Genomic DNA, 21,227 nt, shown 5'->3' on the forward strand with positions numbered 1-21,227 from the left:
GAGCGGTTACACTGTCCGGGCGCGGCGACGGCCGCCGCGTCCGGGCACTTCTCTGTTTCCCCCTCTTCGGAGGTCGCGTGCGTTCCAGGAATTTCCTTGTTTCCGCGGCCCTCGCCACCGCGCTCGCGGCGTGCGGCGGCGGCGCCACGACCGCGAGACCCGCAGCGGGACCGTCGGGGACGGCGGTGCAGGCGACCGCGCCGGCATCGGCGGTGGAGCAGTTCATCGGCTACGCCCGCCAGAGCAAGTATACCGAAATGGGATACCTGTTCGGCACGGCGCGCGGACCGCTGGCCGAGTCGCAAGCCCCGGAGCGCGTCGCGCGCCGCATGCAGGCCATTGCCTCGGTGCTGCGCGCGGAGTCGTACGCGCTCAACGCCATGGTCAACACGCCGGGCCGCCCCGAAGCGCGCACCATCATGGTGGAACTGCGGCAGGGCCGGCAGAGCCGGCAGGTGCCGTTTACGGTGGTGCAGGGGCCGGCGGGAACGTGGCTGGTGGAGATGGTGGACATGCAGGCCGCGATTCGCCCGCGCTCCTGACGTCTTCGTCCTCCTGACCGAAGAAAGAGCCTGCGCCCCGATCTCCGGGGCGCAGGCTCTTTGTCTTGTTTGGATGATCCTCGGAACAGCCGTCCATGTTGTTCCGATGGCGGTTGTTTCGCCCATGGCGTCATCCTGAGGAGGCGCCGGACGATGCGGCCGACGCGCCGAACCCTGGCGCCGACGAAGGATCTGCTCTCCCCGCGAGAACGGGCGTGCGTCACGCGACGTTGGCTCGGCGGATGGTAGATCCTTCGCTCGCGCATGACCCCGCCCGGTGGAGAGGGGGGCGCACGCTCGCTCAGGATGACGCCTTGCGGCATGGATGCGGATACGTGCGATCCACGTCAGGCGGCTCTCGAAACCTGGTCGCGATCAGCCGCAGGAACCGCCCGGACCTCAGTGGCCGGCCTGCAGAAGCTCCGTCAGAACGCCATTGGTGGAGCGGGGATGGATGAACGCGACCAGGTGGCCGGCGGCGCCCGGCCGGGGCGCTTCATCGATCAGCTGCTTGCCTTCGGCGCGGTAGCGGTCCAGCTCGGCGGCGAGGTCCGGAACGCGGTAGCACAGATGGTGCATTCCCGGCCCGCGCCTGGCCAGGTACTTGGCGACGGCCGAATCTTCGCGCGTGGGGGCCAGCAGTTCCAGCCGCCCTTCGCCGGTGCCGAGGAAGACGACTTCCACGCCCTGCGAATCCACCCGCTCCCGGCCGTACCCCTTGTGCCCGGTGATAGATTCGAACGCGGGGAGCGATTCGTCCAGCGAGTGCACCGCGATTCCCACGTGGTCCAGCGCACGCTCGGTCATCGGACTCCGTTTTCGATTTGAGGTGTACCACTCTGTAGAAGCCGCGAAAATAGCCCGCCTCGGCGGGCGCGGCTACCGCACCGGGCCCCCGTGGCCCATGGAACCTGGGAAGGCACGACAATGGCGACCAGCGCGAACATCGTGGAGATCACCGACGGCAACTTTCAGTCGGAGATCGCGAACGCGGACGGCGTTTCGATGGTGGATTTCTGGGCGGAGTGGTGTGGCCCCTGCCGCCTGATCGGCCCCTTCGTGGAGCAGCTGGCCGATGAGTACGCCGGCCAGGTGAAGGTGGGCAAGCTGGATGTGGACAGCAACCAGCAGACGGCCGCCAAGTTCAACGTGCGCTCCATCCCCACCATCCTGTTCTTCAAGGACGGGCAGGTGATTGATCAGGTGGTGGGCGCGGTTCCCAAGCAGGCGCTCGCGCGCAAGCTGCAGGAACTGACCGCGGCCTGATTTCCGGAACGCGGGCGTCCCCCCGGGGCGCCCGCACCGCATTCCGCGCCGGTGGTTGCGGATTGCGAGGCCCAGGGCGCCTCCTCATCTGCTACGTGATTGCGCCGCAACAGCTTGGATCGCGGCACGCTTTCTGACTTCCATCCACGGTCCGCCCCGTCCCGTTCATCGGCCCGCGACCGCCGCCATGATCTACCGCTTCCCCGCCGACGCCGCCTATCTCCCGCGGACCAAGCTTTCGTACGTAAATCTCCCCGGCATTCTCAGCGACGGAAAACGCGACCGGCAGGCGCGCGTGCCGGGATTCGTGTGCGTGCAGCTGGGGGAGCGGTGCTTTCTGGTCTTTCTGCGCGGCGGGGAACCCTTCTTTGCCGCCAGGATGACGCCCGCCGGGCGCGGTCCCGCCGCGCTGTCGGAGGTGCTGCGCCTGTGCGCCACCGAAAGCGAGCGGGGAGAAGGCGGACAGATCGGCTACTACGGCGCCACCGAAGACCAGCTGCGCGCCATGCTCTCCACCCTGGTCGCCGAGCCCATTCCCTGGACGGAGCCGCTGGAGTCCGCGCGCCCGGAGCGGCTCTTTCCGCTGCTGCGCGAGCGCGGCTTCAGCGGCGTGCTGGAACTGACGGACGGCGAGCGGCACCACTACCTGATCTTTGACGAGGGCTCGTTCCGCACGGGATGGTTCGCCGAGCGCAGCGAGTCCGTGGCCATACCGGACTTTCTGCGCACCGTGTTCGCGGCGGGGGCCAGCCTCAAGGCCGTGCTGTATCCCGGGCTGGACGAGCTTCCCATGCAGGCGGGCCCGGGGCTGGTGGATCTGTACCGCCGGATGATCGGCGGCACGCTGCGCGAATTGGCGCTTTCCGCCGGGCGCGAGACGGCGCTGGGCATGCTGCAGCGCGGGCAGAAGGCCGCCGCGCGCGAGCACGCCGTGGTGGCCGCGTTCGACATCACGCCGGAGGGGCGCGTGGCGGGCGACCCGGTCAGCTCGCCGGACGGGCTGACGGACGGCGTGGCCGCGTGGATCACCGAGGTGCTGATCAGCGCCGCCGACCACCACGGCGTGGATCCCGGCGCGATGATTGAAAAGGTGGGACGCGACAGCCGCTTCGTGCTGCAGGAGCACGGATTCTTTGCCCGCCTTCCCTGGGCCCTCGCGATTTGACTTCTCCTTCGCTGCACATCGTCAGCACGCCCATCGGCAACCTGGGCGACATTTCCCGCCGCGCGGTAGACACGCTGCGCGACGCGGACGTCGTCCTGGCCGAAGACACCCGGCGCACCGGAATGCTGCTGCGCCACCTGGAAATCCAGACGCGGCTGATGTCCGCGCACGAGCACAACGAGGCCTCGCGCGCCACGCTGGTCGTGGAGATGCTGCGGGAAGGAAAGAACGTGGCGCTCGTGTCGGACGCGGGCACGCCGCTGCTCTCCGATCCCGGCGCGCGTATCGTCCGCGAAGTGGTGGCGGCGGGCTTTCCCGTCATCCCCATCCCCGGCGCTTCCGCGCTGCTCTCCGCGCTGGTGGCTTCGGGGATCGAGGCGGAGCGCTTCACCTTTTTCGGCTTTCCGCCGAGGAAGGGGCCGGAGCGGACGGAACTGCTGGAAGAGGTGGCCGCCTCGCCGCGTGCCTCCGTCCTCTACGAATCGCCCAACCGGCTCGGCCGGCTGATGGTGGACCTGGCCGAGGCGGCCGGCGGTGAGCGGCGCGTGGCCGTGGCGCGCGAACTGACCAAGATGCACGAGGAGTTCTTCCGCGGCACGCTCACCGAAGCCGCCGCGCGCTACGCGGATGCGGAGGTGCTTGGGGAGATTGTCGTCGTCGTCGCCGGGCGCACGGCGGACGCGGTGGCGGAGGGCGAGGTGGACGAGCTTGCGGCCGACGCCGTCGCCAAGGCGCTGCTCTCCCAGGGCCAGTCCCCCAGCGCCGTCGCCAAGGAGCTGCGCCGCCGGCTGGGCATCTCCCGCAACGACGCCTACCGCATCGCGCAGGACGCGGCGGAGCCCTGATCCGCCGCGCGCCGGACGGGCGAAAAAAGCCTCACACAGAGGCGCAGAGCCGCAGAGAAAGAGGAGGGACGGGCATCATCGCCTGTCCCTCCTCTTCTGCCTTGGCGACCGAAAAGGCTCCCAGACACAGGTTCGCCAATCTGGACAGCTACGGCCGGACGGCGGATTGGGAGCACCTTATCCGACACCGCTGAAACATAGCGAAAAACCCTCACCGATCCTTTGGTTCCAGCGTTCGGACCACTTTTACAAAACGGACGTTCAGCACTGGAAATGGTGTCCAGATTACATTACCTTGCGGTCAACCTCTTACCCGGGTGACGCCATGTCCATCAAGCTTCCTGAACGACTGATCAACTCCGTCCGCCGCGGCAAGTGCATCGCGTTCGTAGGTTCCGGCCTGTCCGTGGCGGCGGGCTATCCAACGTGGGCCGAACTGGTGCAGGCGCTGGTCGACGAAGCCAACGAGATGCCCCTGGCCCAGATCGAGGGCCTGCAGAAGTTCTCCGATCGCAACGACTGGATCACGTTGGCGGAGTACGCGCAGCGGGTGCTCGGCCCCAGCGGCATCCGCGAAGTACTCCGGGAGAAAATCGGCCGCAAGCTGCCGCCGCTCCCAGTTCACCGGGCGATCGCGGGGACGGCATACCGCGGCATCATCACCACGAACTACGATGCGCTGATCGAGTCCGCGATCGCGCTCGAGCGTGGCGATTACGCCAACGTCGGATTCGGGCCGAGCAATCTCGACCGGCTGGCGCAGGTCCTGTTCGAGCCGGACCCGTTCGTCTTCAAGATGCACGGGGATGTGCATGCCGCCGGCGGCGTGATCCTGGCCAGCCGGGACTACGACCGGCTGATCGTACGCAGCCCGCACGTCCGGGCGTTCCTGTACTCCGTGTTCCTGAACTACACGGTTCTGTTCATCGGCTACAGCCTGAGCGACCCGGATCTGTACTTGGCGCTGCGCGAACTGACGCTGATTTTTGAGAATCACCTGCCCAAGCACTACGCGCTCGTCGCCGGGGCGGGATCGTTCGAAATTGCCCACATGATGTCGCAGATGAACATCGTCGCGATCTCGTACGAGGCGGGACACGATCACGCGCCCGTGCTGGAGGCGCTGGAACAGCTTCGCGCCGCCTCGCCGTACGTGGACCCGTTCGCTGATCAGATCGCGGCGGACTGACACCTTTGGCGTCCACGACGTACCGCGCCCGCCGGGAGCATGTTAGCTTCCCGGCGGGCGCGGCGCGTTCGGCGTCCACTCCCGGCGGAACGCACTCTCCACTATCATTGTACCGAACGCATGCCGAAAGACAGGGCCATCTTTCAAGACGAGCAGGAGCGGAGCTGGCTGGTGGAGATCCAGTACGGCCATCCGTCTCCCACCGAGCTGGGCATCTACGCGGCACGCTTTCAGTGCCCGGAAGATCCCGCCGAGCCCGTGCGCGTCGGCTTCATCCAGATCGACGCGATCGAGCAGGACGATGAGGAGGCACTGCGCGACGCGCTGGCCGAATCCGATCCCGCCTCGGCCATCGGCTGACCGCGCGGCCCGGACACTCCGGGCCGCACCCGTTGTACCCGGAAGCACTCCGCGACGTGGAAACCCGGCGCTCCGCCGTAGAACTCTTTCTGAACCCCGCCGCCGCCGAACTGCTGCGCCGCGAGATCGCTCGCGCCCGTGGCAACGAGGTGTGCTTTGTCGCGCGCATTGGCGAGGGCGGGGAAGTGGTGGAGCCGCGCGTCGTCGCCCGCGGCAACGCGGGGGCGGTGCTGGCGCTGGTGAAGGAGCCGGAGGCCGGCGGGCTGCTCATCCACAACCATCCGTCCGGCATCCTGGAGCCGTCCGAGGCGGACTTCGGCGTCGCCGCGCGGCTGTGGGAGCAGGGGCTGGGCTTCGCCATCATCGACAACGACGCGCGGGAGATGTACGTCGTCGTCGAGCCGCCGGAGTCGCGCGAAAACGATCCGCTGGACCTGGACGCCATCGACGCGGACCTGGGCCCCGGCGGACCGCTGGCCGCGCGACATCCCCGCTTTGAAGACCGCCCGCAGCAGCGCGCGCTCTCCCGGATGATCGGCGGGCTGTACAACACCGGCGGCGTGGGCGTGGCCGAGGCGGGAACGGGAACGGGCAAGTCCGTCGCCTACCTGCTTCCCGCCATCCGCTGGGCGCTGCAGAACAAGGAGCGCACGGTCGTCAGCACCAACACCATCAACCTGCAGGAGCAGCTGGTAGAGAAGGATCTGCCGCTGCTGCGGCGCGCGCTGGGGCAGCCGTTCCGCTTCGCGCTGGTGAAGGGGCGCAGCAACTACGTCAGCATCCGCCGCGCGCTGCTGGCCAAGGAAAGCGCGGCGACGCTGCTGGAGCCGGAAAAGCAGGCCGAGCTCAAGGGCATTCTGGAGTGGATGAACACCACGGAGGACGGCAGCATCAGCGACCTGCCGTTCCGTCCCTCGTCCGAAGTGTGGGACGAGATCCAGTCCGAAACGGACGTGTGCCTGCGCGCCAAGTGCCCGCACTTTGAAGACTGCTTCTACCAGCGCGCCCGGCGCGAGGCGGCCTCCGCCGACATCCTGGTGGCCAACCATCACCTGCTCTTTGCCGACCTGGCCGTCCGCCGCGCGCAGGGCAACTACACGGCGCCGGCGGTGCTGCCGCACTACCGGCGGCTGATTCTGGACGAGGCGCACAACCTGGAAGAGGCGGCGACCAGCCACCTGGGCAGCACCGTGAGCAAGCGCGGGCTGTTCCGCACGCTGCGCAGGCTGGAAACGCGCGGCAAGGGGCTGTTTCCCTCCCTGCGCGCGGCGATCGCGGGGGTGAAGTCGGACCTGATCGCGCAGTCCGCGCTGGATCTGATTGACGAAAAGCTGCTTCCCGCGCTGGACGACAGCCGCGACCGCGCCGCCACCGTGTTCTCGTTCCTGTCCGACGTGTTTTCCGCGGGCGATCCCGTGATCCGGCTGGAAGAAAACTTCGCCGCGCACCCCATCTGGCCGCTGGGGCTGGACGACGCGCTCACGGGGCTGCTGGAGAACCTGAAGACGCTGCTGTCGGGAATGGAGCAGCTTCGCGAGCGCATCGGCGCGGACGAGCAGCTCAAGCAGGGGGTGGAGCCGCAGCTGGTGGAGCTGCGCGGGTCCGTGAACCGCATCGGCGCGGCGTCGGACGCGCTGCGCGGGGCGCTGCGGCCGGGCGAGTCGGAGATGAAGCTGGTGCGGTGGATGGAGCGCCAGCCGCCGCGCGACGGGCGCGAGGGGAACCTGACGCTGAACTCGGCGCCGCTGGACCTGTCGTGGGTGCTGCGCGACACGCTGTTCGAAAAGGTGCCGACGGTGATTCTGACCTCGGCGACGCTGGCCACGCAGGGCAACTTCCGCTTCATGCGGCAGCGGCTGGGGATCGGGGCGGACTTCGCCAACGACATCCACGTGGAGGAAGCCGTCTACCCGTCGCCGTTCGACTATTCGAAGCAGACGCTGCTGGCCGTACCCACGGACCTGCCGCTCCCGGCCGGCGACTCCGATCCGCGGCACGACGAGGCCACGATCCGCGCCACGCTGGAACTGGCCAAGATCACGGATGGCGGCCTGTTCGTCCTCTTTACCAGCTACCGCGCGCTGCGCCACGTTGCGCAGGAGCTGCGGGCGCGCCGGGCGGACCTGGACTGGCCGCTGTTCGTGCACGGCGAGGCGCCGCGCGGGCAGCTGGTGGACCGGTTCGCGGCGTCGGGGCGGGGGATTCTGCTGGGCACCACGTCGTTCTGGGAGGGCGTGGACGTGCCCGGGCACCCGCTGCGCGGGCTCATCATCCCCAAGCTGCCGTTCAAAGTGCCGAGCGAGCCGGTGACGGCGGCGCGGGTGGAGGCGATCGAGGCGGCGGGGCTCAACTCGTTCATCCACTACATGCTGCCGCACGCGGCCATCCGCATGAAGCAGGGGTTCGGGCGGCTGGTGCGCTCGCGCGAGTGCCACGGCGTGGTGCTGATTCTGGATGGGCGCATCGCCAAGAAGAGCTACGGGCGGTATTTTCTGGATTCGCTGCCGCCCACGCCGCTGGTGCAGGCGCCGTGGAAGGTCGTGAAGGAGCGGATGCTGGCGTTCTACGGCGAGCGGATGCAGACGCGGCGGGCGGGATAAAGACGCGCTCGGCAGGCGGGGAGCACGGGCGACTGAAGTCGCGGCAACCACGGCGCAAAGTCCGCCTGCGCGGACTGGGGCGGAAGGTCCGGCGCGGATCGATGGATTCGGTGCGGCCGCCCGTCCAGGAGCGAATGAATTCGCCGCTGGAAAGGCACGAAGTCCGCCTGCGCGGACTGCGGCGGAAACTTCGGCGCGGATCGATGGATTCGGTGCGGCCCCCCGTCCAGGAGCGAATGAATTCGCCGCTGGAAAACCACGAAGTCCGCCTGCGCGGACTGGGGCGGAGAGTTCGGCGCGGATCGATGGATTCGGTGCGGCCGCCCGCCAGGAGCGAATGAGTTCGCCGCTAGAAAAGCACGAAGTCCGCCTGCGCGGACTGCGGCGGACGGTGCGGCGCGGATCGATGGATTCGGTGCGGCCGCCCGCCCAGGAGCGAATGAATTCGCCGCTGGAAAAGCACGAAGTCCGCCTGCGCGGACTGCGGCGGATGGTGAGGTGCGGCTCGCTGGATCCGGTGCGGCGACAGATCCTTCCGTGGAGGCCGATTCTGGTGTGAGGCAGAGGGCGGCGGCGCTCCCCCAAGGTAATGTGCCATGGCGTCCGTCTCCACAGGATGACAAGCGGCGGCGGGACAACGGGTTGGTGCCGCCGCGTGTCTACGGGGGACAGGCGCGGCCCGGCAGGTGATCCGCCGCGCCGCAGAACCGCGAAACCAGGCCGGGGTACGTGGACGCTCGTCTCGCGACGACAGTCCACCTATTCCCTACTCCCTATTCCCTATTCCCTATTCCCTGTTGGTCTCGTGCCTTCTCCCTCCAAGATCGTCTGCGTCGGCCGCAACTACCTGGAACACGCCCGCGAACTGGGCAACGACGTTCCCGAGCGGCCGCTCATCTTTCTGAAGCCGTCTTCCGCCCTGGTCGCGGACGGCGAGGCCATCGTCCTCCCGCCGGAATCCGCGCAGGTGGAGCACGAGGGCGAGATCGCGATCGTCATCGGCCGGCGCGCGCGGCGGGTGAGCGCGGCGGACGCGTGGGACTACGTGGCCGGCATCGCCCCGCTCAACGACGTCACCGCGCGCGACCTGCAGAAGCCGGACGGGCAGTGGACGCGCGCCAAGGGCTTCGACACCTTCTGCCCGCTCGGCGCCATGAAGCCGCTGGCGGAAGTGGATCGCGACGACCTGTCCGTCATCTGCCGCGTGAACGGCCAGGTGCGGCAGCAGGGGCACGCGTCGCAGATGGCGTTCAGCATTCCCGTGCTCATCGAGTACATCTCCAACGTGATGACGCTGGAGCCGGGCGACGTGATCGCCACGGGAACGCCGGCCGGCATCTCGCGGCTGCACCCCGGCGACGTGGTGGAAGTCGAGATCCCCGGCGTGGGCATCATCCGCAACCCCGTGGAGTCCGCATGAAGATGACCCGCGGCCGCTGGCTGGCCCTTACCATCGCCCTGATCGTGGCGGTGGACTGGATCACCAAGGCCATGGTGCAGGAGCGCCTGCCGCTGGGCGTGCCGCGCACCGTGGTGGCCGGCTGGTTCAGCCTGATGCGCACGGTGAACCACGGCATCTCGTGGGGATGGCTCAAGAACGCGCCGGAGTACGTGCGCTTTCCGCTGGTCATCGCCCTGACGCTGGTGGGGATCGTGGCCACCCTGGGCATCATGCGGCAGTCGCGCGACCGGTGGCTGCAGGTGGCCGGCGCGCTGGTGCTGGGCGGCGCGCTGGGCAACCTGGGCGACCGGCTGTACCACGGCGGCGTGACGGACTACATCTACGTGCACTTCTTTCCCTTCATCTTCAACTTCGCCGACATCGCCATCACCGTCGGCGGAGTGATCCTGGCCGCGCGCATGCTGCTGGAGCGCCCGCAGGACGAAGTGTCGGCCCCCACTCACGCCTGACCGGGAACGCCTGATTCCATGCCCAGACTCGCCCGCCGCTTTCAGAGCCTTCCGCCGTACCCGCTGACCGACGTTCCCGCCATCAAGCGCGAACTGCGCGAGCGGGGGGTGGACGTCATCGACCTGGGCACCGGCGACGCCGACCTGGCGCCCCCGCCGGCCGCCGTGGAGGCGCTGCGCGGCGCGTCGCAGGATCCGCTCAACTCGCGCTACTCCTTTCAGCTGGGGCTGGTGGAGTTCCGCGAAGAAATCGCCCGGTGGATGCAGAGCCGCTTCGGCGTGCGGGTGGATGCCTTCAAGGAGGTGCTTCCGCTGATCGGCAGCAAGGAAGGGATCTTTCACCTTCCCTTCGCCTTCGTGGAAGAGGGTGACGTCACCATCATCCCCGACCCGGGATACCAGGCGTACCTGGGCGGCACCGTGCTGGCCGGGGGCGAGCCGTACATCGTGCCGCTGCGGCCGGAGAACGACTTTCTGGTGCCGCTGGACGAGATTCCGGCGGACGTGGTGCGCCGCGCGCGCATTCTGTACCTGAACTATCCCAACAATCCCACCGCCGCCGCCGCGCCCCGCGAATACCTGGAGCACGCGGTGGAGTGGTGCCGCCGCCACGACGTCATCCTGGCGTACGACAACGCGTACAGCGAGATCGCGTTCGACGGCTACGTGCCGCCCAGCATCCTGGAGATTCCGGGCGCCAGCGAGGTGGCCATCGAGTTCCACTCGCTCAGCAAGACGTACAACATGACGGGGTGGCGCACCGGCTGGGCGGTGGGCAACCCCGAGCTGATCGGCGCGCTGACGCGGGTCAAGACTTTCGCCGACACGGGCGTGCCGTTCACCATTCAGCACGCCGGCGTGGCGGCCCTGCGCTCGCACGCCGACTGGGTGCCGGGGAACGTGGAAACGTTCCGCCGACGCCGCGACGCGGCCGTGGACGCGCTGCGCGAAGCCGGCTTCGACGTGCCCCGCCCGCAGGCGTCCATGTACCTGTGGGTGCCGCTGCCGGAGGGTGTGCAGAGCGAGCCGTGGGCGCGCCGGCTGCTGCTGGAGCAGGGCGTGGCGCTGCTTCCCGGCAAGTCGCTGGGCGAAGGCGGCGAGGGCTTCGTGCGGATCGCGCTCACCTGCTCGGAAGACCGGCTCCGGCAGGCGGCCGCGCGCATGGCGCACATGCTGGAAACCGCTCCCGCCTGAACGCGTACTTTTTCGATGAGTCCGACGCCCTCCCGGTTCGCCGCGGAGGGCGTCGTTCGTTATCCATGATCCGCAAACAGAAATCTCACACAGAGCCGCAGAGACACAGAGGAGAGAGGACACCCATCCCATCCCTCTTCCTCTTGTTCTTTCTCTGCGGCTCTGTGTCTCTGTGTGAGGTCCTTTCTGTTGCCCTTCCTCCGTGACCTCCGTGCCCACTCCGTGTCCTCCGTGTGAAACGGCGGTGCCACCGCACGCGAGCTTGCCGGAACCGGGGCGGGGCGGGGGGAGTAGAACCGAACAATGAAATCACCGCACGACGCCGACCTGCCGCCCGAAGCGGATTCGCCGCCGCTTTCCGCGGCGGCGCCTCGTGTGCGTGCCCCCTTCAGCCGTCCCCGCCCTCCACGTCCCGCCCTCGCCAGCACGCGCGCCGTCGCCCTTTCCGTCGCGGCGCACGCGGTCCTCGCCATCGTTCTTCTGCTGATGCCGGACTCCGAGCCGCCCGTGCCGGTTTCCGCCACGGATGGGCAGGCGACGGAAGCGGTTCAGTTCGTGGACGTGAGCGAGTGGGGCGGGCTGGCGGCAGGCGGCGACGCGGGCGTGCCCGACGCCATTCCCGCGCCGGAGATCAGCGCGGGAGCCATGGATTCCATCCTGGACGGCACCCGCGCGCCGCTCGCCTACCCGCAGAGCGTGCCGGCCGGCATCCGTGGCGGACTGCCCGCGACGGGGCCGCGGGCGGGCGGGGGCGGTGCGGCGGGACGGGCGCAGGGCGGAGTGCCGGGCACCGGGGCGGGAACGGCGGGCGGCGCGGGGCAGGGCGCGGGCGGCGCAAACGGCCGCAACCCGCTCAGCGTGGAATACGGCGACGAGCGGCTGGTAGTAACGCCGGGAGCCATCCCCGAGCGGCAGATGAGCCGCGAGGAGCGCTACCAGCGGCACTTTGAGGCCGCAATCAACGCCATGAACGACAGCGTGGCCGACGAGGCCGAGCGCCGCCGCCGGCTCACGGACTGGACGTTTACGGACCGCAACGGAAAGAAGTGGGGGCTGGACGACCGCGGGCCGGTCGTAAACGGGGTGCGCGTTCCCGCGCCGCGCCCGCAGATGGGCCGCCGCTCGCGCGAACTGGAGGAGGCGGACCGCCGCGAGCGGTCGCAGCGCGGCGAAATCGACCGCCAGTCGGACCAGATCGATCGCGACCGCAACCGCCGCGAGCGCGGCCAGGCTACCCGCGACCGCGAAAACGAGCGCCGCCGCCGCGAGCGCGAGCAGACCGCCACAACCACCAATCCGCCCGCCACGCCCTGAGACGCGGCGGCGCGTGGACGGACGGCCCGGAGCCGCATGGGAACGCGAATTGCTTTCCCGTGCGGCTCCAATCGTTTGCCCCGAAACGCGTTCAGGACCATGCCAGACAACAAGCCGAAGCGCCCGACCCAGCCCAAGCGGCCCAACGAGCAGTATGTGGTAGAGCTGGAGGAGCCGAGCGGCTCACGCGGCCTCGTCTACGCGCTCGGCGCGCTGGGCGGGCTGGTGATTGCCGGCTTTCTGGCCCGCGGAGCCGGGGCGGAGGTCTTTGCCGAAGTCGGGCAGCGCCTTCGCGACCGCGCCCGCCCGTCACAGCCGCAGGCCGGCGGCGGCGAGGACGCCGATGCCTCGTTCAGCGGGCCGGCCCGGCTGGTGCGCAATCCGGAAGAGGACAGCGCGCTGCTGGACCTGGAAGACGAGGTCCTGGACGCGTTTCTGGACGATGAAGTGCTGTCGGCCCGCGGCATTGACGTGGGCGCCATCAGCCACGGCATCGTGGAGCTTTCCGGCGAGGTGTGGACGCGTGAGGATGCGCGCCGCGCCGTGGCGGTCGCCCAGTCGGTGCACGGGGTGGAGACGGTGATCAACCGCATGGAGATCGGCGAAGAACGCAGCCGGCTCCGCGGCCGTGAGGACCTTCCGTACGCCTTTTACGACGAGGATGGCGAGATGAGTGGATCTGAATGGACCGGCAACAACTCGGGGATGGGCGGACGCCGCCAGGGCCGCGACACCGATCCGGACCGCAGCGACGACTCGCAGCACATGCGCGAGGTGGAGATCGAAAAGGCCGACCGCGCGCAGTTCGCGGATGAGGGCTACCACAATCGTCCGCGCAACGCCGAGCGCGACGAGGTGCAGGAAGCCAACCGCACCAACTTCAGCGAGGACGAGCTCGACAACCAGAGCCCGTACGGCAAGCACGCCATCCCGGTGCCGGAGCAGCCGCAGGCCATGAACTCCCAGTCCCGCGTGGGCGAGGAGATGAAGCCCGGCGTGCGCCTTCGCCTGGAGCAGTCCGACGTGCCGCTGAACGAGCGCCAGCCCGGCGACGAAGACCGCGGCGTCTGACGCCCGCGGGTCGCATGAGAAGAAGCGCCGGAGCCAGGCTCCGGCGCTTCTTCGTTTTCCCTGGCCGTCCCCGCATGGCCGTCGGCTCCTCAACAGCCGTCACGCGGAGGTGCGCGGGGGTAGCGGAGGTGCGCGGGGGAAAAACAGAAGACATCACACAGAGTCAACAGAGTCAACGGTAACAGAAACCAGGAACGGTCATCATCAACCCGCATCATCCTGACTGTTAACTCTGTTGACTCTGTGTGAGACCCGTCAGTTGCCCCTCCTCCGTGCCCTCCGTGCGTCCTCCGTGACCTCCGTGTGAAACGGCAGTTCCCTCGCGGCGAACACGGCAGGAGCGCGCGCGGGTTGACCGGCATGTGCGCGGCGCCGTAGCTTGGCGCGCCGTTCATCCCCATCCGGAGAATCCGCGTGCGCACGTATCCGAACCTGACCGTCGTGGGGCATCCGCTGATCCGCCACAAGCTGGCCGTGCTGCGTGATGCGCAAACGCCCACCAAGCAGTTCAAGGAGCTGGTGGACGAGATCGCCATGCTGATCACCTACGAGATCACGCGTGACCTTCCGCTGGAAGCCGTGGAGATCGAAACCCCGCTGGAGCGCACCACGGCGCACACGCTCGCCGGCAAGAAGCTCACGCTGGTTCCCATCCTGCGCGCCGGGCTGGGGATGGTGGACGGGGTCGCCCGCCTGATCCCGTCCGCCCGCGTGGGGCACATCGGCCTGTTTCGCGATCACGAGACGCTGCAGCCGGTGGACTACTACTTCAAGATCCCCAGCGAGCCGGAAGCGCGCGACTTCATCGTGCTCGATCCCATGCTGGCCACCGGCGGCTCGGCGTCGGCCGCGGTGGCGTCACTCAAGCGCAGCGGGGCCACGCGGGTGCAGCTCGTCTGCCTGGTGGCGGCTCCGGAAGGTGTGGAGCGCATGCTGGCGGACCACCCCGACGTGCGCGTGTGGACCGCGGCGCTGGACCGCGAACTGAACGCGCAGGGCTACATCCTTCCCGGCCTGGGCGACGCGGGCGACCGCCTGTTCGGGACGAGGTAGCCATGAGCTCGCGCGCCAAGTGGCTGGTAACGTTGGGGATGATGGTGTTCGTGGGGTTCATGGTGTACAGCAGCATCCCGCGGTCGCCCAACTCCTGCCAGGTCTGCCTGCAGTTCGGCGACCGCAAGGTCTGCCGCAGGGGGGCGGGGGAGACGGAAGCCGACGCCCGCCGCGCCGCGCAGGAAAGCGCCTGCGGAGGCAACGCGCACGGCATGACGGAGCAGATCGCCTGCCGCAACGCCACCCCCGTCAGCGTGAACTGCACCGGCGCCTGACGGACGTCACCGCCGGTCCATGACCTATCCGCCGCCGCCACGACGCAGGGGCGGAGGATGAGAAAAGCCCCGCGAGCGGTTGCTCGCGGGGCTTTCTGCATCCAACAGATCAGCGACGACCCGCGTGGATTACTGCGCGCCGATGATGGAAGTGGCCGACTTGCCGCCCGCGGTGACGGTCACCACGGCGCGGCCCGGGCCCTCGTAGCGCACGACGCCCGCGACGCTTACGGTGGCCACGCCGCGGTTGCTGCTGGCAAAGGTCGCCTTGAAGTTGGAGACCGGCTGCCCGTCCGCGGACGTCGCGGTCACCACCAGCGTGGTGGACTGGCCCGTCGTGAGCAGCACGCTGTCCGGCGACACGTCCAACTGGTCGATGGTGGCCTCGGCCGGGACCGCGATTCCGCCCGGTCCCTCGTCGCAGGCCGCCAGCGCCGCCACGAACGCGGCGGCCACGATCCATGACCGGCCCAGGCCGGCGGCACTTACAGTGCTTTTCACGCGGAACATCCTTGGTTGCGGGTCGACGATATCATAACCGCACTTCTCCCGCCCGCAAAGCCGGGCCCAGGTCCGTGGGAGCGGCTCGCGCGCGAACGCTGGCGGAATCGGGAGAAAACGTCCGCGCGCTCCCGAGCAGGACAGCGGCGGAGAAACAGGACGCGGGACCGCGGATACGCCGTGTTGCACGTCGAAAAACGAGCGGGGCGCCTCACGGAGAGGCGCCCCCCATCGTCGTTGCCCGGAGTCCCGGATTACTTGCCGAAGACCGAGTATCCGTAGTGGCACGTCAGGGTGCTGCAGCCGGCCATCTGCACGGTGAGCGTGTACGTGGCGTTGGCGGGCACTTCCACGACGACCGTGGGAACGTCATCCGTCTCGAGGTCGCTGTCCACCGCGGCGCCGTTGCTGTCCGTCAGCACGAAATCCAGATCCGAGCAGTCCGCGTCGCACGCGCCCACGATGATGTAGCTGCCGCCCGCGAGTTGAATCTGCTTGGTTTCTTCCGCGCTCGGGCCCAGGGTGCCGGCCACGGGCTGCTGCTTGAGCGTGAACCCCTGGCTGCTCATAAGCACGACCGCGGAATCGAGCTGGATCCGCACGGTGCGATCCAGCTGGGCCTGCGCGGGCGCGGCGGCGAGCGTCGCGGCCGCGGCGGCGAGCAGAACGAACGGAAGCTTCATCTGGATCTCCGGATTTCGTGGAACCGGTCGTGGACAGCGGGCAATCCGCGGCGAGTTCCGCGAACGGGGAGATGCTACGCGGGAGGTAGCAGAAAGATCCATCCCGACGAAAGTGCAGGGAAGAAGCATGCCCGGCGCCGTGGCTCAGGTCACAGCCAATTCCCCCTCCTCCGAGTGTGGCGATGCTGGACTGTTCGGGGCGAGGAACGGCGGACGGAACGGGGCTGGCGATCGTGATCCCGCGAGGATGGAAGACGGTTGATGGTCCGATCGGGATGCGCTACTTTGTTGAACACGGGCCGTTAGCTCAGGGGTTAGAGCAGTGGACTCATAATCCATCGGTCGTGGGTTCGATTCCCACACGGCCCATTTAACTAAAGAAGCCGTAGGGATTCTCTCCCTTGCGGCTTCTTTGTAGTCCGCGGGCAGCGGCGGGGGCGTGCAGCCCCGCCTTGAAGCAAGCTGACTGGCGGCCACTCAGGGAGAGAACGCGTGGCTTGTGTATCCACGCTGGCCGTTTTCGGGCGCATACTGGCGTTTCCATCCCGCGTCGAGTAGGCTGAAGCTCGCCGTGAGAGACACTCCTTTCCGGCTGAAACGTTTATTGCCACAATTTCAATGGGGTGCTGGATGATCAAACGCGCGCGCTGGCTGACCACAATCGCCGCAGGAGCAGCGGCCATGCTGATGGGTGCCTGCTCGGACAGTGCCACGATGCCGGACCTGCGGCCGACCTACGAACTGGCTGACGCTCCCGCGAGCGGGCCGCCGAATCCGGAGATGACGAGCTTGGACCCGGACCCGAACGCGGGGTGCGTGATCAATGGGAGCGTGTGCGTCCTTGGCCCCCTCGGAGGACCAGTCTCCTCCCCCACGGACGTTGATGTCATCGATCCCTGCGACTACGATCCGCGCGCGTGCAATCCTGGCGGGGGTGGCGGGGGTGGAGGTGGCGGGGGTGGTGGAGGTGGAGGTGGAGGTGGAGGTCTTCCTGGAGACGGAGACCAGGACGGGGACACGCTGGACGCTGGACCGATCGCCTTCGCAGGGTGCGTTGTAGGCAACCTGGGGCTGAGCGGATGGGGGGCGCTGGGCGGAAGTGCCCTGAGCGTCTACCAGCTTTGGGAGGCGCGGAGTAACACGCGCGAAGCAGAAGCAAGGTATGTCCAATTCATCAGCACGCATCACGACATCGCGGATCACGACGTGATGCTTCTGTACGCCAGAATGTGGGATGACGCAAAGGAGGCGGAAAACTTCGTGTACAAGCAACTAGCCGTGACCTCCGGAATCGCGCTGGCGGAGATCGCGAAGGCTGCGATCAAGTGCTCGGTTACAGCAGTTGCCCCGAGCATCTGAAGCCGAATGGCCGAATGGAGCGAAATGATGACGGAATCAAAGATTCAAGTCGTCGTAATGGCTTTCTGTGGCGTCGCCGCGGCGGGCTTGGCGTGGTTCACGATTCGCCAGGCCCCAGGAACCGAGTGGACGATGCTGGCAGCGCTGGCTCTGGCGATCGTGGGGAACCTGATCGTCTGCTGGATGTCTTGGCGGGCGTCGCATGGGCAACGCCCGGTGGCACAGGGCCGGGCTTCTACGATTCTAACCGTGATCACCTGGGTTGGACTGGCCCTGATGTTTGCACCTCGTCTGATCGCCGCGGTCGCGCGGTAAGGCGAGGCTGCATCGCATTGCGCGCGAAGAACCCTCCCTCTCGGACGAGAGGGAGGGCAGTTTGCGTTGGGACGGGCCGGAGGCACTGCAGCAGCGGTTGGACGAGACGGGCTCGATCCGCTGGTCCGGCGGGCACCGTCCGGCTGGTCGGCAGCGTGAGCCTGGCCGGATCGTGGATGGTGCGGCCGAACAGGGCAGGGGACAGAAGCGGGCGCTGCCGGCGACAGCAGCCTGGACCGCCGCCATCCCACTGACCATCCTGTCGCGCGGGCGTTGCAGAAGGTGGGTGGAATGGTTGCGGGGCCGCGATCATCCGCCGCCACCTTTCCCGGTGCACCTCTGCCATCGGGATCCTGATGACGAGCACCGCCCCGAGCCCATCCCGCGGATCGATCCACCCGGGCCTGACTACCGGCCCGGCGGGCGAACCACGCCTCGCATTTGCATCCGCGCGACCTTTCCCGCCACGCGCCGGGGGCTGACACCATGCCCGCACCCGCGCTGCACTTTCTGCTTGCCGGCCGCGTGTACGAGGCGTGGGAGCGCACACCCGTCCGGGCCCCGTTCCATCCGGGACCGGAGGCGCGCAACGCGTTTCTGCACGGCTCCATTGGCCCGGACATGGGCTACTTTCCGGGCGGCGACTCGCTCCTGGCGGAGTTGGCGCACTACGCGCGGACGGGCGCGTTCTGCCGCGCGCTGGTGGACGAGGCGCGTACGGATGTGGAGCGCGCGTTCGCGTGGGGATGGGTGACGCACGTGCTGGCGGACGTGGCGATCCACCCGCTGGTGAACGAGGCGTGCGGCGAACTGCTTGCCGGGACACGGGTTCCGCTCTGGGGTGATGCCGTCACCGAAGCGCACCTGCGGGTAGAAACGGGGCTGGATGCCGCCTTTCACGCGCGCGAGCCGCAGCTGCGCCGCCTTCGCACGCTTCCCGCCATGGACGCGTCTGCCTTCGGGGCGATGCACCGTGCGTACGGGCGCACCTTTGGCGCGGCCCCGCCCATGGACTGGCTGCTGCGCTCCCACCGGCAGGTGACGCGGCTGCTGGGTCCGTCGGCGCACGTGCGCGGGCTGGCCGCCTGGGCCGTGGCGGAAGAGGGATGGCTTTCGGGGAGGCTGGCGCGCGCCGGATTCCAGGGTGCGGCCCTGCTGAGCGCGCCCGGATCGCACGCGCGGGGACTGCTGTCGCCGGTGCGGCCGGCGGCGTGGCTGATGGAGGAGGTGGACGGGATCGCCGCGGGCTTCGCCGACTGGTTCGACTCGCACTACGTGACGGACCTCCGCTTTCTGCGCGACTACTGCCTGGACACCGGCGAGCCGCGGGACGACGATTCGCCCGCCGCCATGCAGGCCATCACCGCACTCCATGCCCGCGGCATCTCCGCATCCTTTACAGCCACCCGCCGCGCGGCGTGAACGCGCGTAGAGCATGGGCGCTCTCAGGACCGGCGAAAGGGGGCTCCGCGATCGTCATCCCCGGAGCCATCCAGCGCGACCGGCGGAAGAACGCAACTTTCCGCTCGCGCCAGAGGTTGCCCGGGCCTGAAAATCGCCGGTGCGATGTGGCGGATTTCTGCCCATCCATCCCTGATCCGTGCATCCGATGCAATCAGAACTGGCGCGGCTTTTCGACGAAGTGCCCGACGAACTCGTCGTCTACTTCGAGCGCGTGCAGGGCGCGGCGATTCCCCATCTGCTCAAATCGCGGAACGCAGCCGACCTCACGCTCACGTTCCGCGAGTTCCACCCGGTCATCCAGGTGCTCGGCGGGGTGGTTCTGGACGACGAAGACACCAGCGATCACCACCTCTACCTGACCCGGCCGCCGCTTGCCGGGATGATCCTCCATCTCTCGCACGACGGGGATTCCCACGTCGTGTTTCCGTCGCTCGACGCGTATCTCTCAGCCGCGCAAGCCGCGCGGGACAGCGGCGACGCGATCGCCGGCTTCCATCCCCCGCAGACGCCGCGCGCCGCCGACCCGCGGGCACTGGGCGCGCTCATCACCGAGCTGCTGGACGGGTACGACGAGGAGAGCACTGCCATGATCGTCGCCACCGTTCTCCCCTCCCTGGACCTGGTGGATGCCGATCTTCTCTCGCGGCTGGCGGCGCACGAGGATTTCTACTTGGGTGAGGCCGTGGCGAACGAGATTGCACGAAGGCCGTCGCGCGAGCTGGCGGCGGTCGCCCGGCTCTGCGCGGCGCACCGGCACCCTCAGGCAGCGGCGGCCGGAACTCGGGCGCTTGAGGCGATCGCCGCGATCCGCTGAGCCGCCGTGCACACCCCGCACTGGACGCGCCAACCTGTTGATTGATCGCGCGATGAACGCGGGTCGGCGCGTGCAGCTGATCATTGGCATCGACCGTGACTGATGCGCGCGATCACGATCGGGGGAGGCGAGGAGTCGCGCTTCGCCGGCCCGTCTCCGGCTTGAAACGAATGGGGGCGCGGGGGAGATCATCCCCCGCGCCCCGTCTGTGTCGGACCGCAAACCTGCGATACGGCGGCTCGTCGTCCGGATCGCTTGCCGTCACACGTCGCTCAGCTGGCCAGCGCCAGCCCCATGCGGGGATGGATGGACCGCACGCGGACGGACGGCGTGAGCCCCGCCGCCGGGGCCGGCACGCGCCCGCTGGATACCGCCGCGCGCGCCACCGCCGCCACCACCGACCCCGCGGGAAGCGGCGCCTCGCCGGGGCGGCCCAGCAGGTAGCCCTGGCCGAGCGCGATGCCAAGCTCGCGCGCCACCCGCAGTTCGCCCTCCGTCTCGATGCCCTCCGCGATCAGCAGAATGCCGAGTTCGCGCGCCAGGTGCACCAGCGCGGACACCGCGATCCGCCGTCCCCGGTGCAGATCCATCCCGCCCACCAGCCCGCGATCCACCTTCACCACGTGCGGCACCACCTCGGCGATGGCCTGCAGCCCGCAGTGCCCCGCGCCGGCGTCGTCCAGCGCGATCCAGAAACCGGCCGCACGGCACTCCGCCAGGCGCGCCTGAAGCGACGCGTCGCCGCCCACCTGCTCGGCCTCGCTGATCTCCAGGACGATGTCGCGGGGCAGGCGGTTCACCCCCGCGACGGCGTCGTGCAGTTCCGCCAGAAAGCCCGGCGCGGCCAGGCTGCCCGCGCGGACGTTGAGGAACAGCGGGCCGTCCGCGCCCGCTTCCCACCCCGCATCCACGGCGCGGCGCAGCGCCATCCGCCGGCACGCCGCGTCCAGCAGCCGCTCGCACCCCTGCTGGGCGGCGTACGCAAAGAGCGACCGCGGGCACTCCGCATCCGACGCCGCGGGGCCTCGGCTCAGCGCCTCGTGCGCGATCACCACACCGTGCTCCAGTTCCACGATGGGCTGAAAACGGCTTTCCACCCGGCCCGCCGCGATGATCTGTCCGATGTCCATGTGCCGTCTCTCCAGTGCGCCGTCAGATCGTTCCCGGCGGGGAAGATGGAGGAGCGGTTCATCCGTGGAATGACCGGCGTGTAACAGATTCACCCGCTCGCCGCAGCACCGCGTCCGATCGCATTCAAACGGACGGCACGCGCCGCGATCCGGCCCGTCTGCCTCAATCCCTCACG

General features: G+C 68.8%; 24 protein-coding genes and 1 tRNA gene. 21 read left to right on the forward strand and 4 right to left on the reverse strand.

The annotated features are described in order from the left end of the window. The first annotated feature begins 77 nt into the window (after positions 1 to 77). The gene (locus HNQ61_RS05905) at positions 78 to 542 is read left to right on the forward strand and encodes a hypothetical protein (RefSeq protein ID WP_170037292.1); all 465 of its coding nucleotides are present in this window, start codon (positions 78 to 80) and stop codon (positions 540 to 542) included. A gap of 399 nt (positions 543 to 941) precedes the next feature. Here the strand turns inward: HNQ61_RS05905 and mce are convergent, their stop codons facing one another. Further along, complete coding sequence (gene mce, locus HNQ61_RS05910; protein ID WP_170037289.1) at positions 942 to 1,349, reverse strand: methylmalonyl-CoA epimerase; 408 nt, start codon at positions 1,347 to 1,349, stop codon at positions 942 to 944. Positions 1,350 to 1,469: 120 nt separating this feature from the next. On the opposite strand from mce, the gene trxA reads away from it, so the two are divergent. From trxA to HNQ61_RS05980, 14 genes are all read left to right on the forward strand, one after another. Continuing rightward, on the forward strand, positions 1,470 to 1,808 hold the full coding sequence (gene trxA / locus HNQ61_RS05915) for a thioredoxin (RefSeq protein WP_170037286.1): 339 nt from the start codon (positions 1,470 to 1,472) through the stop codon (positions 1,806 to 1,808). A gap of 187 nt (positions 1,809 to 1,995) precedes the next feature. Continuing rightward, positions 1,996 to 2,973, forward strand: coding sequence for a hypothetical protein (locus HNQ61_RS05920; protein WP_170037283.1), 978 nt, complete (start codon positions 1,996 to 1,998; stop codon positions 2,971 to 2,973). After that, the gene (rsmI, locus tag HNQ61_RS05925; protein WP_170037280.1) at positions 2,970 to 3,818 is read left to right on the forward strand and encodes a 16S rRNA (cytidine(1402)-2'-O)-methyltransferase; all 849 of its coding nucleotides are present in this window, start codon (positions 2,970 to 2,972) and stop codon (positions 3,816 to 3,818) included. The genes HNQ61_RS05920 and rsmI overlap by 4 nt, the downstream gene beginning before the upstream one ends. Positions 3,819 to 4,143: 325 nt before the next feature. Next, positions 4,144 to 5,007, forward strand: a complete 864-nt coding sequence (locus HNQ61_RS05930; protein WP_170037277.1) for an SIR2 family protein — start codon at positions 4,144 to 4,146, stop codon at positions 5,005 to 5,007. 120 nt (positions 5,008 to 5,127) lie between these two features. Continuing rightward, on the forward strand, positions 5,128 to 5,367 hold the full coding sequence (locus HNQ61_RS05935) for a hypothetical protein (protein ID WP_170037274.1): 240 nt from the start codon (positions 5,128 to 5,130) through the stop codon (positions 5,365 to 5,367). 32 nt (positions 5,368 to 5,399) lie between these two features. Beyond that, positions 5,400 to 7,967 carry a helicase C-terminal domain-containing protein gene (locus tag HNQ61_RS05940; protein WP_170037271.1) on the forward strand — a complete coding sequence of 856 codons (2,568 nt, stop codon included), beginning with the start codon at positions 5,400 to 5,402 and terminating at the stop codon, positions 7,965 to 7,967. A gap of 337 nt (positions 7,968 to 8,304) precedes the next feature. Beyond that, a complete protein-coding gene (locus HNQ61_RS05945; protein WP_170037269.1) occupies positions 8,305 to 8,526 on the forward strand; it encodes a hypothetical protein in 222 nt (73 codons plus the stop codon). Positions 8,527 to 8,772: 246 nt separating this feature from the next. Continuing rightward, a complete protein-coding gene (locus HNQ61_RS05950) occupies positions 8,773 to 9,387 on the forward strand; it encodes a fumarylacetoacetate hydrolase family protein (RefSeq protein WP_205761888.1) in 615 nt (204 codons plus the stop codon). Continuing rightward, the gene (gene lspA / locus HNQ61_RS05955) at positions 9,384 to 9,878 is read left to right on the forward strand and encodes a signal peptidase II (RefSeq protein ID WP_170037263.1); all 495 of its coding nucleotides are present in this window, start codon (positions 9,384 to 9,386) and stop codon (positions 9,876 to 9,878) included. The genes HNQ61_RS05950 and lspA overlap by 4 nt, the downstream gene beginning before the upstream one ends. A gap of 18 nt (positions 9,879 to 9,896) precedes the next feature. Next, positions 9,897 to 11,072, forward strand: a complete 1,176-nt coding sequence (locus HNQ61_RS05960) for an aminotransferase class I/II-fold pyridoxal phosphate-dependent enzyme (RefSeq protein WP_170037260.1) — start codon at positions 9,897 to 9,899, stop codon at positions 11,070 to 11,072. Positions 11,073 to 11,375: 303 nt separating this feature from the next. Beyond that, entirely contained in the window at positions 11,376 to 12,386 is a 1,011-nt protein-coding gene (locus HNQ61_RS05965; protein WP_170037257.1) for a hypothetical protein, read from the forward strand. 99 nt (positions 12,387 to 12,485) lie between these two features. Beyond that, positions 12,486 to 13,457, forward strand: coding sequence for a BON domain-containing protein (locus HNQ61_RS05970; protein WP_170037254.1), 972 nt, complete (start codon positions 12,486 to 12,488; stop codon positions 13,455 to 13,457). Between the two features lie 414 nt (positions 13,458 to 13,871). Continuing rightward, positions 13,872 to 14,510 carry a uracil phosphoribosyltransferase gene (gene upp, locus HNQ61_RS05975; RefSeq protein ID WP_338088082.1) on the forward strand — a complete coding sequence of 213 codons (639 nt, stop codon included), beginning with the start codon at positions 13,872 to 13,874 and terminating at the stop codon, positions 14,508 to 14,510. A gap of 2 nt (positions 14,511 to 14,512) precedes the next feature. Continuing rightward, positions 14,513 to 14,785 carry a hypothetical protein gene (locus tag HNQ61_RS05980; protein WP_170037251.1) on the forward strand — a complete coding sequence of 91 codons (273 nt, stop codon included), beginning with the start codon at positions 14,513 to 14,515 and terminating at the stop codon, positions 14,783 to 14,785. Positions 14,786 to 14,914: 129 nt separating this feature from the next. On the opposite strand, the gene HNQ61_RS05985 is transcribed toward HNQ61_RS05980, so the two are convergent. Together HNQ61_RS05985 and HNQ61_RS05990 are read right to left on the reverse strand one after the other, a co-directional pair. Then, positions 14,915 to 15,286 (reverse strand): Ig-like domain-containing protein, encoded by a 372-nt coding sequence (locus tag HNQ61_RS05985; RefSeq protein WP_170037248.1) that lies wholly within the window; start codon positions 15,284 to 15,286, stop codon positions 14,915 to 14,917. Between the two features lie 254 nt (positions 15,287 to 15,540). Next, entirely contained in the window at positions 15,541 to 15,969 is a 429-nt protein-coding gene (locus HNQ61_RS05990; protein ID WP_170037245.1) for a hypothetical protein, read from the reverse strand. 296 nt (positions 15,970 to 16,265) lie between these two features. On the opposite strand from HNQ61_RS05990, the gene HNQ61_RS05995 reads away from it, so the two are divergent. The 6 genes from HNQ61_RS05995 (at position 16,266) to HNQ61_RS06020 (ending at position 19,921) form a co-directional block, all read left to right on the forward strand. Beyond that, a tRNA-Ile gene (locus tag HNQ61_RS05995) sits at positions 16,266 to 16,338 on the forward strand. 514 nt (positions 16,339 to 16,852) lie between these two features. Then, positions 16,853 to 17,029, forward strand: a complete 177-nt coding sequence (locus tag HNQ61_RS06000; RefSeq protein ID WP_170037242.1) for a hypothetical protein — start codon at positions 16,853 to 16,855, stop codon at positions 17,027 to 17,029. A 146-nt stretch (positions 17,030 to 17,175) separates the two neighbouring features. Then, a complete protein-coding gene (locus HNQ61_RS06005; protein WP_170037239.1) occupies positions 17,176 to 17,328 on the forward strand; it encodes a hypothetical protein in 153 nt (50 codons plus the stop codon). 6 nt (positions 17,329 to 17,334) lie between these two features. After that, positions 17,335 to 17,643 (forward strand): hypothetical protein, encoded by a 309-nt coding sequence (locus HNQ61_RS06010; protein WP_170037236.1) that lies wholly within the window; start codon positions 17,335 to 17,337, stop codon positions 17,641 to 17,643. A gap of 486 nt (positions 17,644 to 18,129) precedes the next feature. Continuing rightward, positions 18,130 to 19,065: a zinc dependent phospholipase C family protein gene (locus HNQ61_RS06015; protein ID WP_170037233.1), complete on the forward strand. Its 936-nt coding sequence runs from the start codon at positions 18,130 to 18,132 to the stop codon at positions 19,063 to 19,065. A gap of 187 nt (positions 19,066 to 19,252) precedes the next feature. Beyond that, complete coding sequence (locus HNQ61_RS06020; protein ID WP_170037230.1) at positions 19,253 to 19,921, forward strand: hypothetical protein; 669 nt, start codon at positions 19,253 to 19,255, stop codon at positions 19,919 to 19,921. 272 nt (positions 19,922 to 20,193) lie between these two features. Here HNQ61_RS06020 and HNQ61_RS06025 read toward each other — a convergent pair whose 3' ends face one another. Beyond that, complete coding sequence (locus HNQ61_RS06025) at positions 20,194 to 21,051, reverse strand: EAL domain-containing protein (protein WP_170037227.1); 858 nt, start codon at positions 21,049 to 21,051, stop codon at positions 20,194 to 20,196. Positions 21,052 to 21,227 lie beyond the last annotated feature (176 nt).

The sequence above is a fragment of the Longimicrobium terrae genome, from assembly GCF_014202995.1.
GTDB classification, from domain to species: domain Bacteria; phylum Gemmatimonadota; class Gemmatimonadetes; order Longimicrobiales; family Longimicrobiaceae; genus Longimicrobium; species Longimicrobium terrae.

Coding starts and splice junctions, on each gene's coding strand:
- HNQ61_RS06010 (WP_170037236.1), top strand. CDS start 17,335: ATGGCCGAATGGAGCGAAATGATGACGGAATCAAAGATTCAAGTCGTC.
- HNQ61_RS05935 (WP_170037274.1), top strand. CDS start 5,128: ATGCCGAAAGACAGGGCCATCTTTCAAGACGAGCAGGAGCGGAGCTGG.
- HNQ61_RS05920 (WP_170037283.1), top strand. CDS start 1,996: ATGATCTACCGCTTCCCCGCCGACGCCGCCTATCTCCCGCGGACCAAG.
- HNQ61_RS05980 (WP_170037251.1), top strand. CDS start 14,513: ATGAGCTCGCGCGCCAAGTGGCTGGTAACGTTGGGGATGATGGTGTTC.
- trxA (WP_170037286.1), top strand. CDS start 1,470: ATGGCGACCAGCGCGAACATCGTGGAGATCACCGACGGCAACTTTCAG.
- HNQ61_RS05970 (WP_170037254.1), top strand. CDS start 12,486: ATGCCAGACAACAAGCCGAAGCGCCCGACCCAGCCCAAGCGGCCCAAC.
- HNQ61_RS06020 (WP_170037230.1), top strand. CDS start 19,253: ATGCAATCAGAACTGGCGCGGCTTTTCGACGAAGTGCCCGACGAACTC.
- HNQ61_RS05960 (WP_170037260.1), top strand. CDS start 9,897: ATGCCCAGACTCGCCCGCCGCTTTCAGAGCCTTCCGCCGTACCCGCTG.
- HNQ61_RS05990 (WP_170037245.1), bottom strand. CDS start 15,969: ATGAAGCTTCCGTTCGTTCTGCTCGCCGCCGCGGCCGCGACGCTCGCC.
- HNQ61_RS05930 (WP_170037277.1), top strand. CDS start 4,144: ATGTCCATCAAGCTTCCTGAACGACTGATCAACTCCGTCCGCCGCGGC.
- HNQ61_RS06015 (WP_170037233.1), top strand. CDS start 18,130: ATGCCCGCACCCGCGCTGCACTTTCTGCTTGCCGGCCGCGTGTACGAG.
- HNQ61_RS06000 (WP_170037242.1), top strand. CDS start 16,853: ATGTCATCGATCCCTGCGACTACGATCCGCGCGCGTGCAATCCTGGCG.
- HNQ61_RS05965 (WP_170037257.1), top strand. CDS start 11,376: ATGAAATCACCGCACGACGCCGACCTGCCGCCCGAAGCGGATTCGCCG.
- lspA (WP_170037263.1), top strand. CDS start 9,384: ATGAAGATGACCCGCGGCCGCTGGCTGGCCCTTACCATCGCCCTGATC.
- mce (WP_170037289.1), bottom strand. CDS start 1,349: ATGACCGAGCGTGCGCTGGACCACGTGGGAATCGCGGTGCACTCGCTG.
- HNQ61_RS06025 (WP_170037227.1), bottom strand. CDS start 21,051: ATGGACATCGGACAGATCATCGCGGCGGGCCGGGTGGAAAGCCGTTTT.
- HNQ61_RS05945 (WP_170037269.1), top strand. CDS start 8,305: ATGAGTTCGCCGCTAGAAAAGCACGAAGTCCGCCTGCGCGGACTGCGG.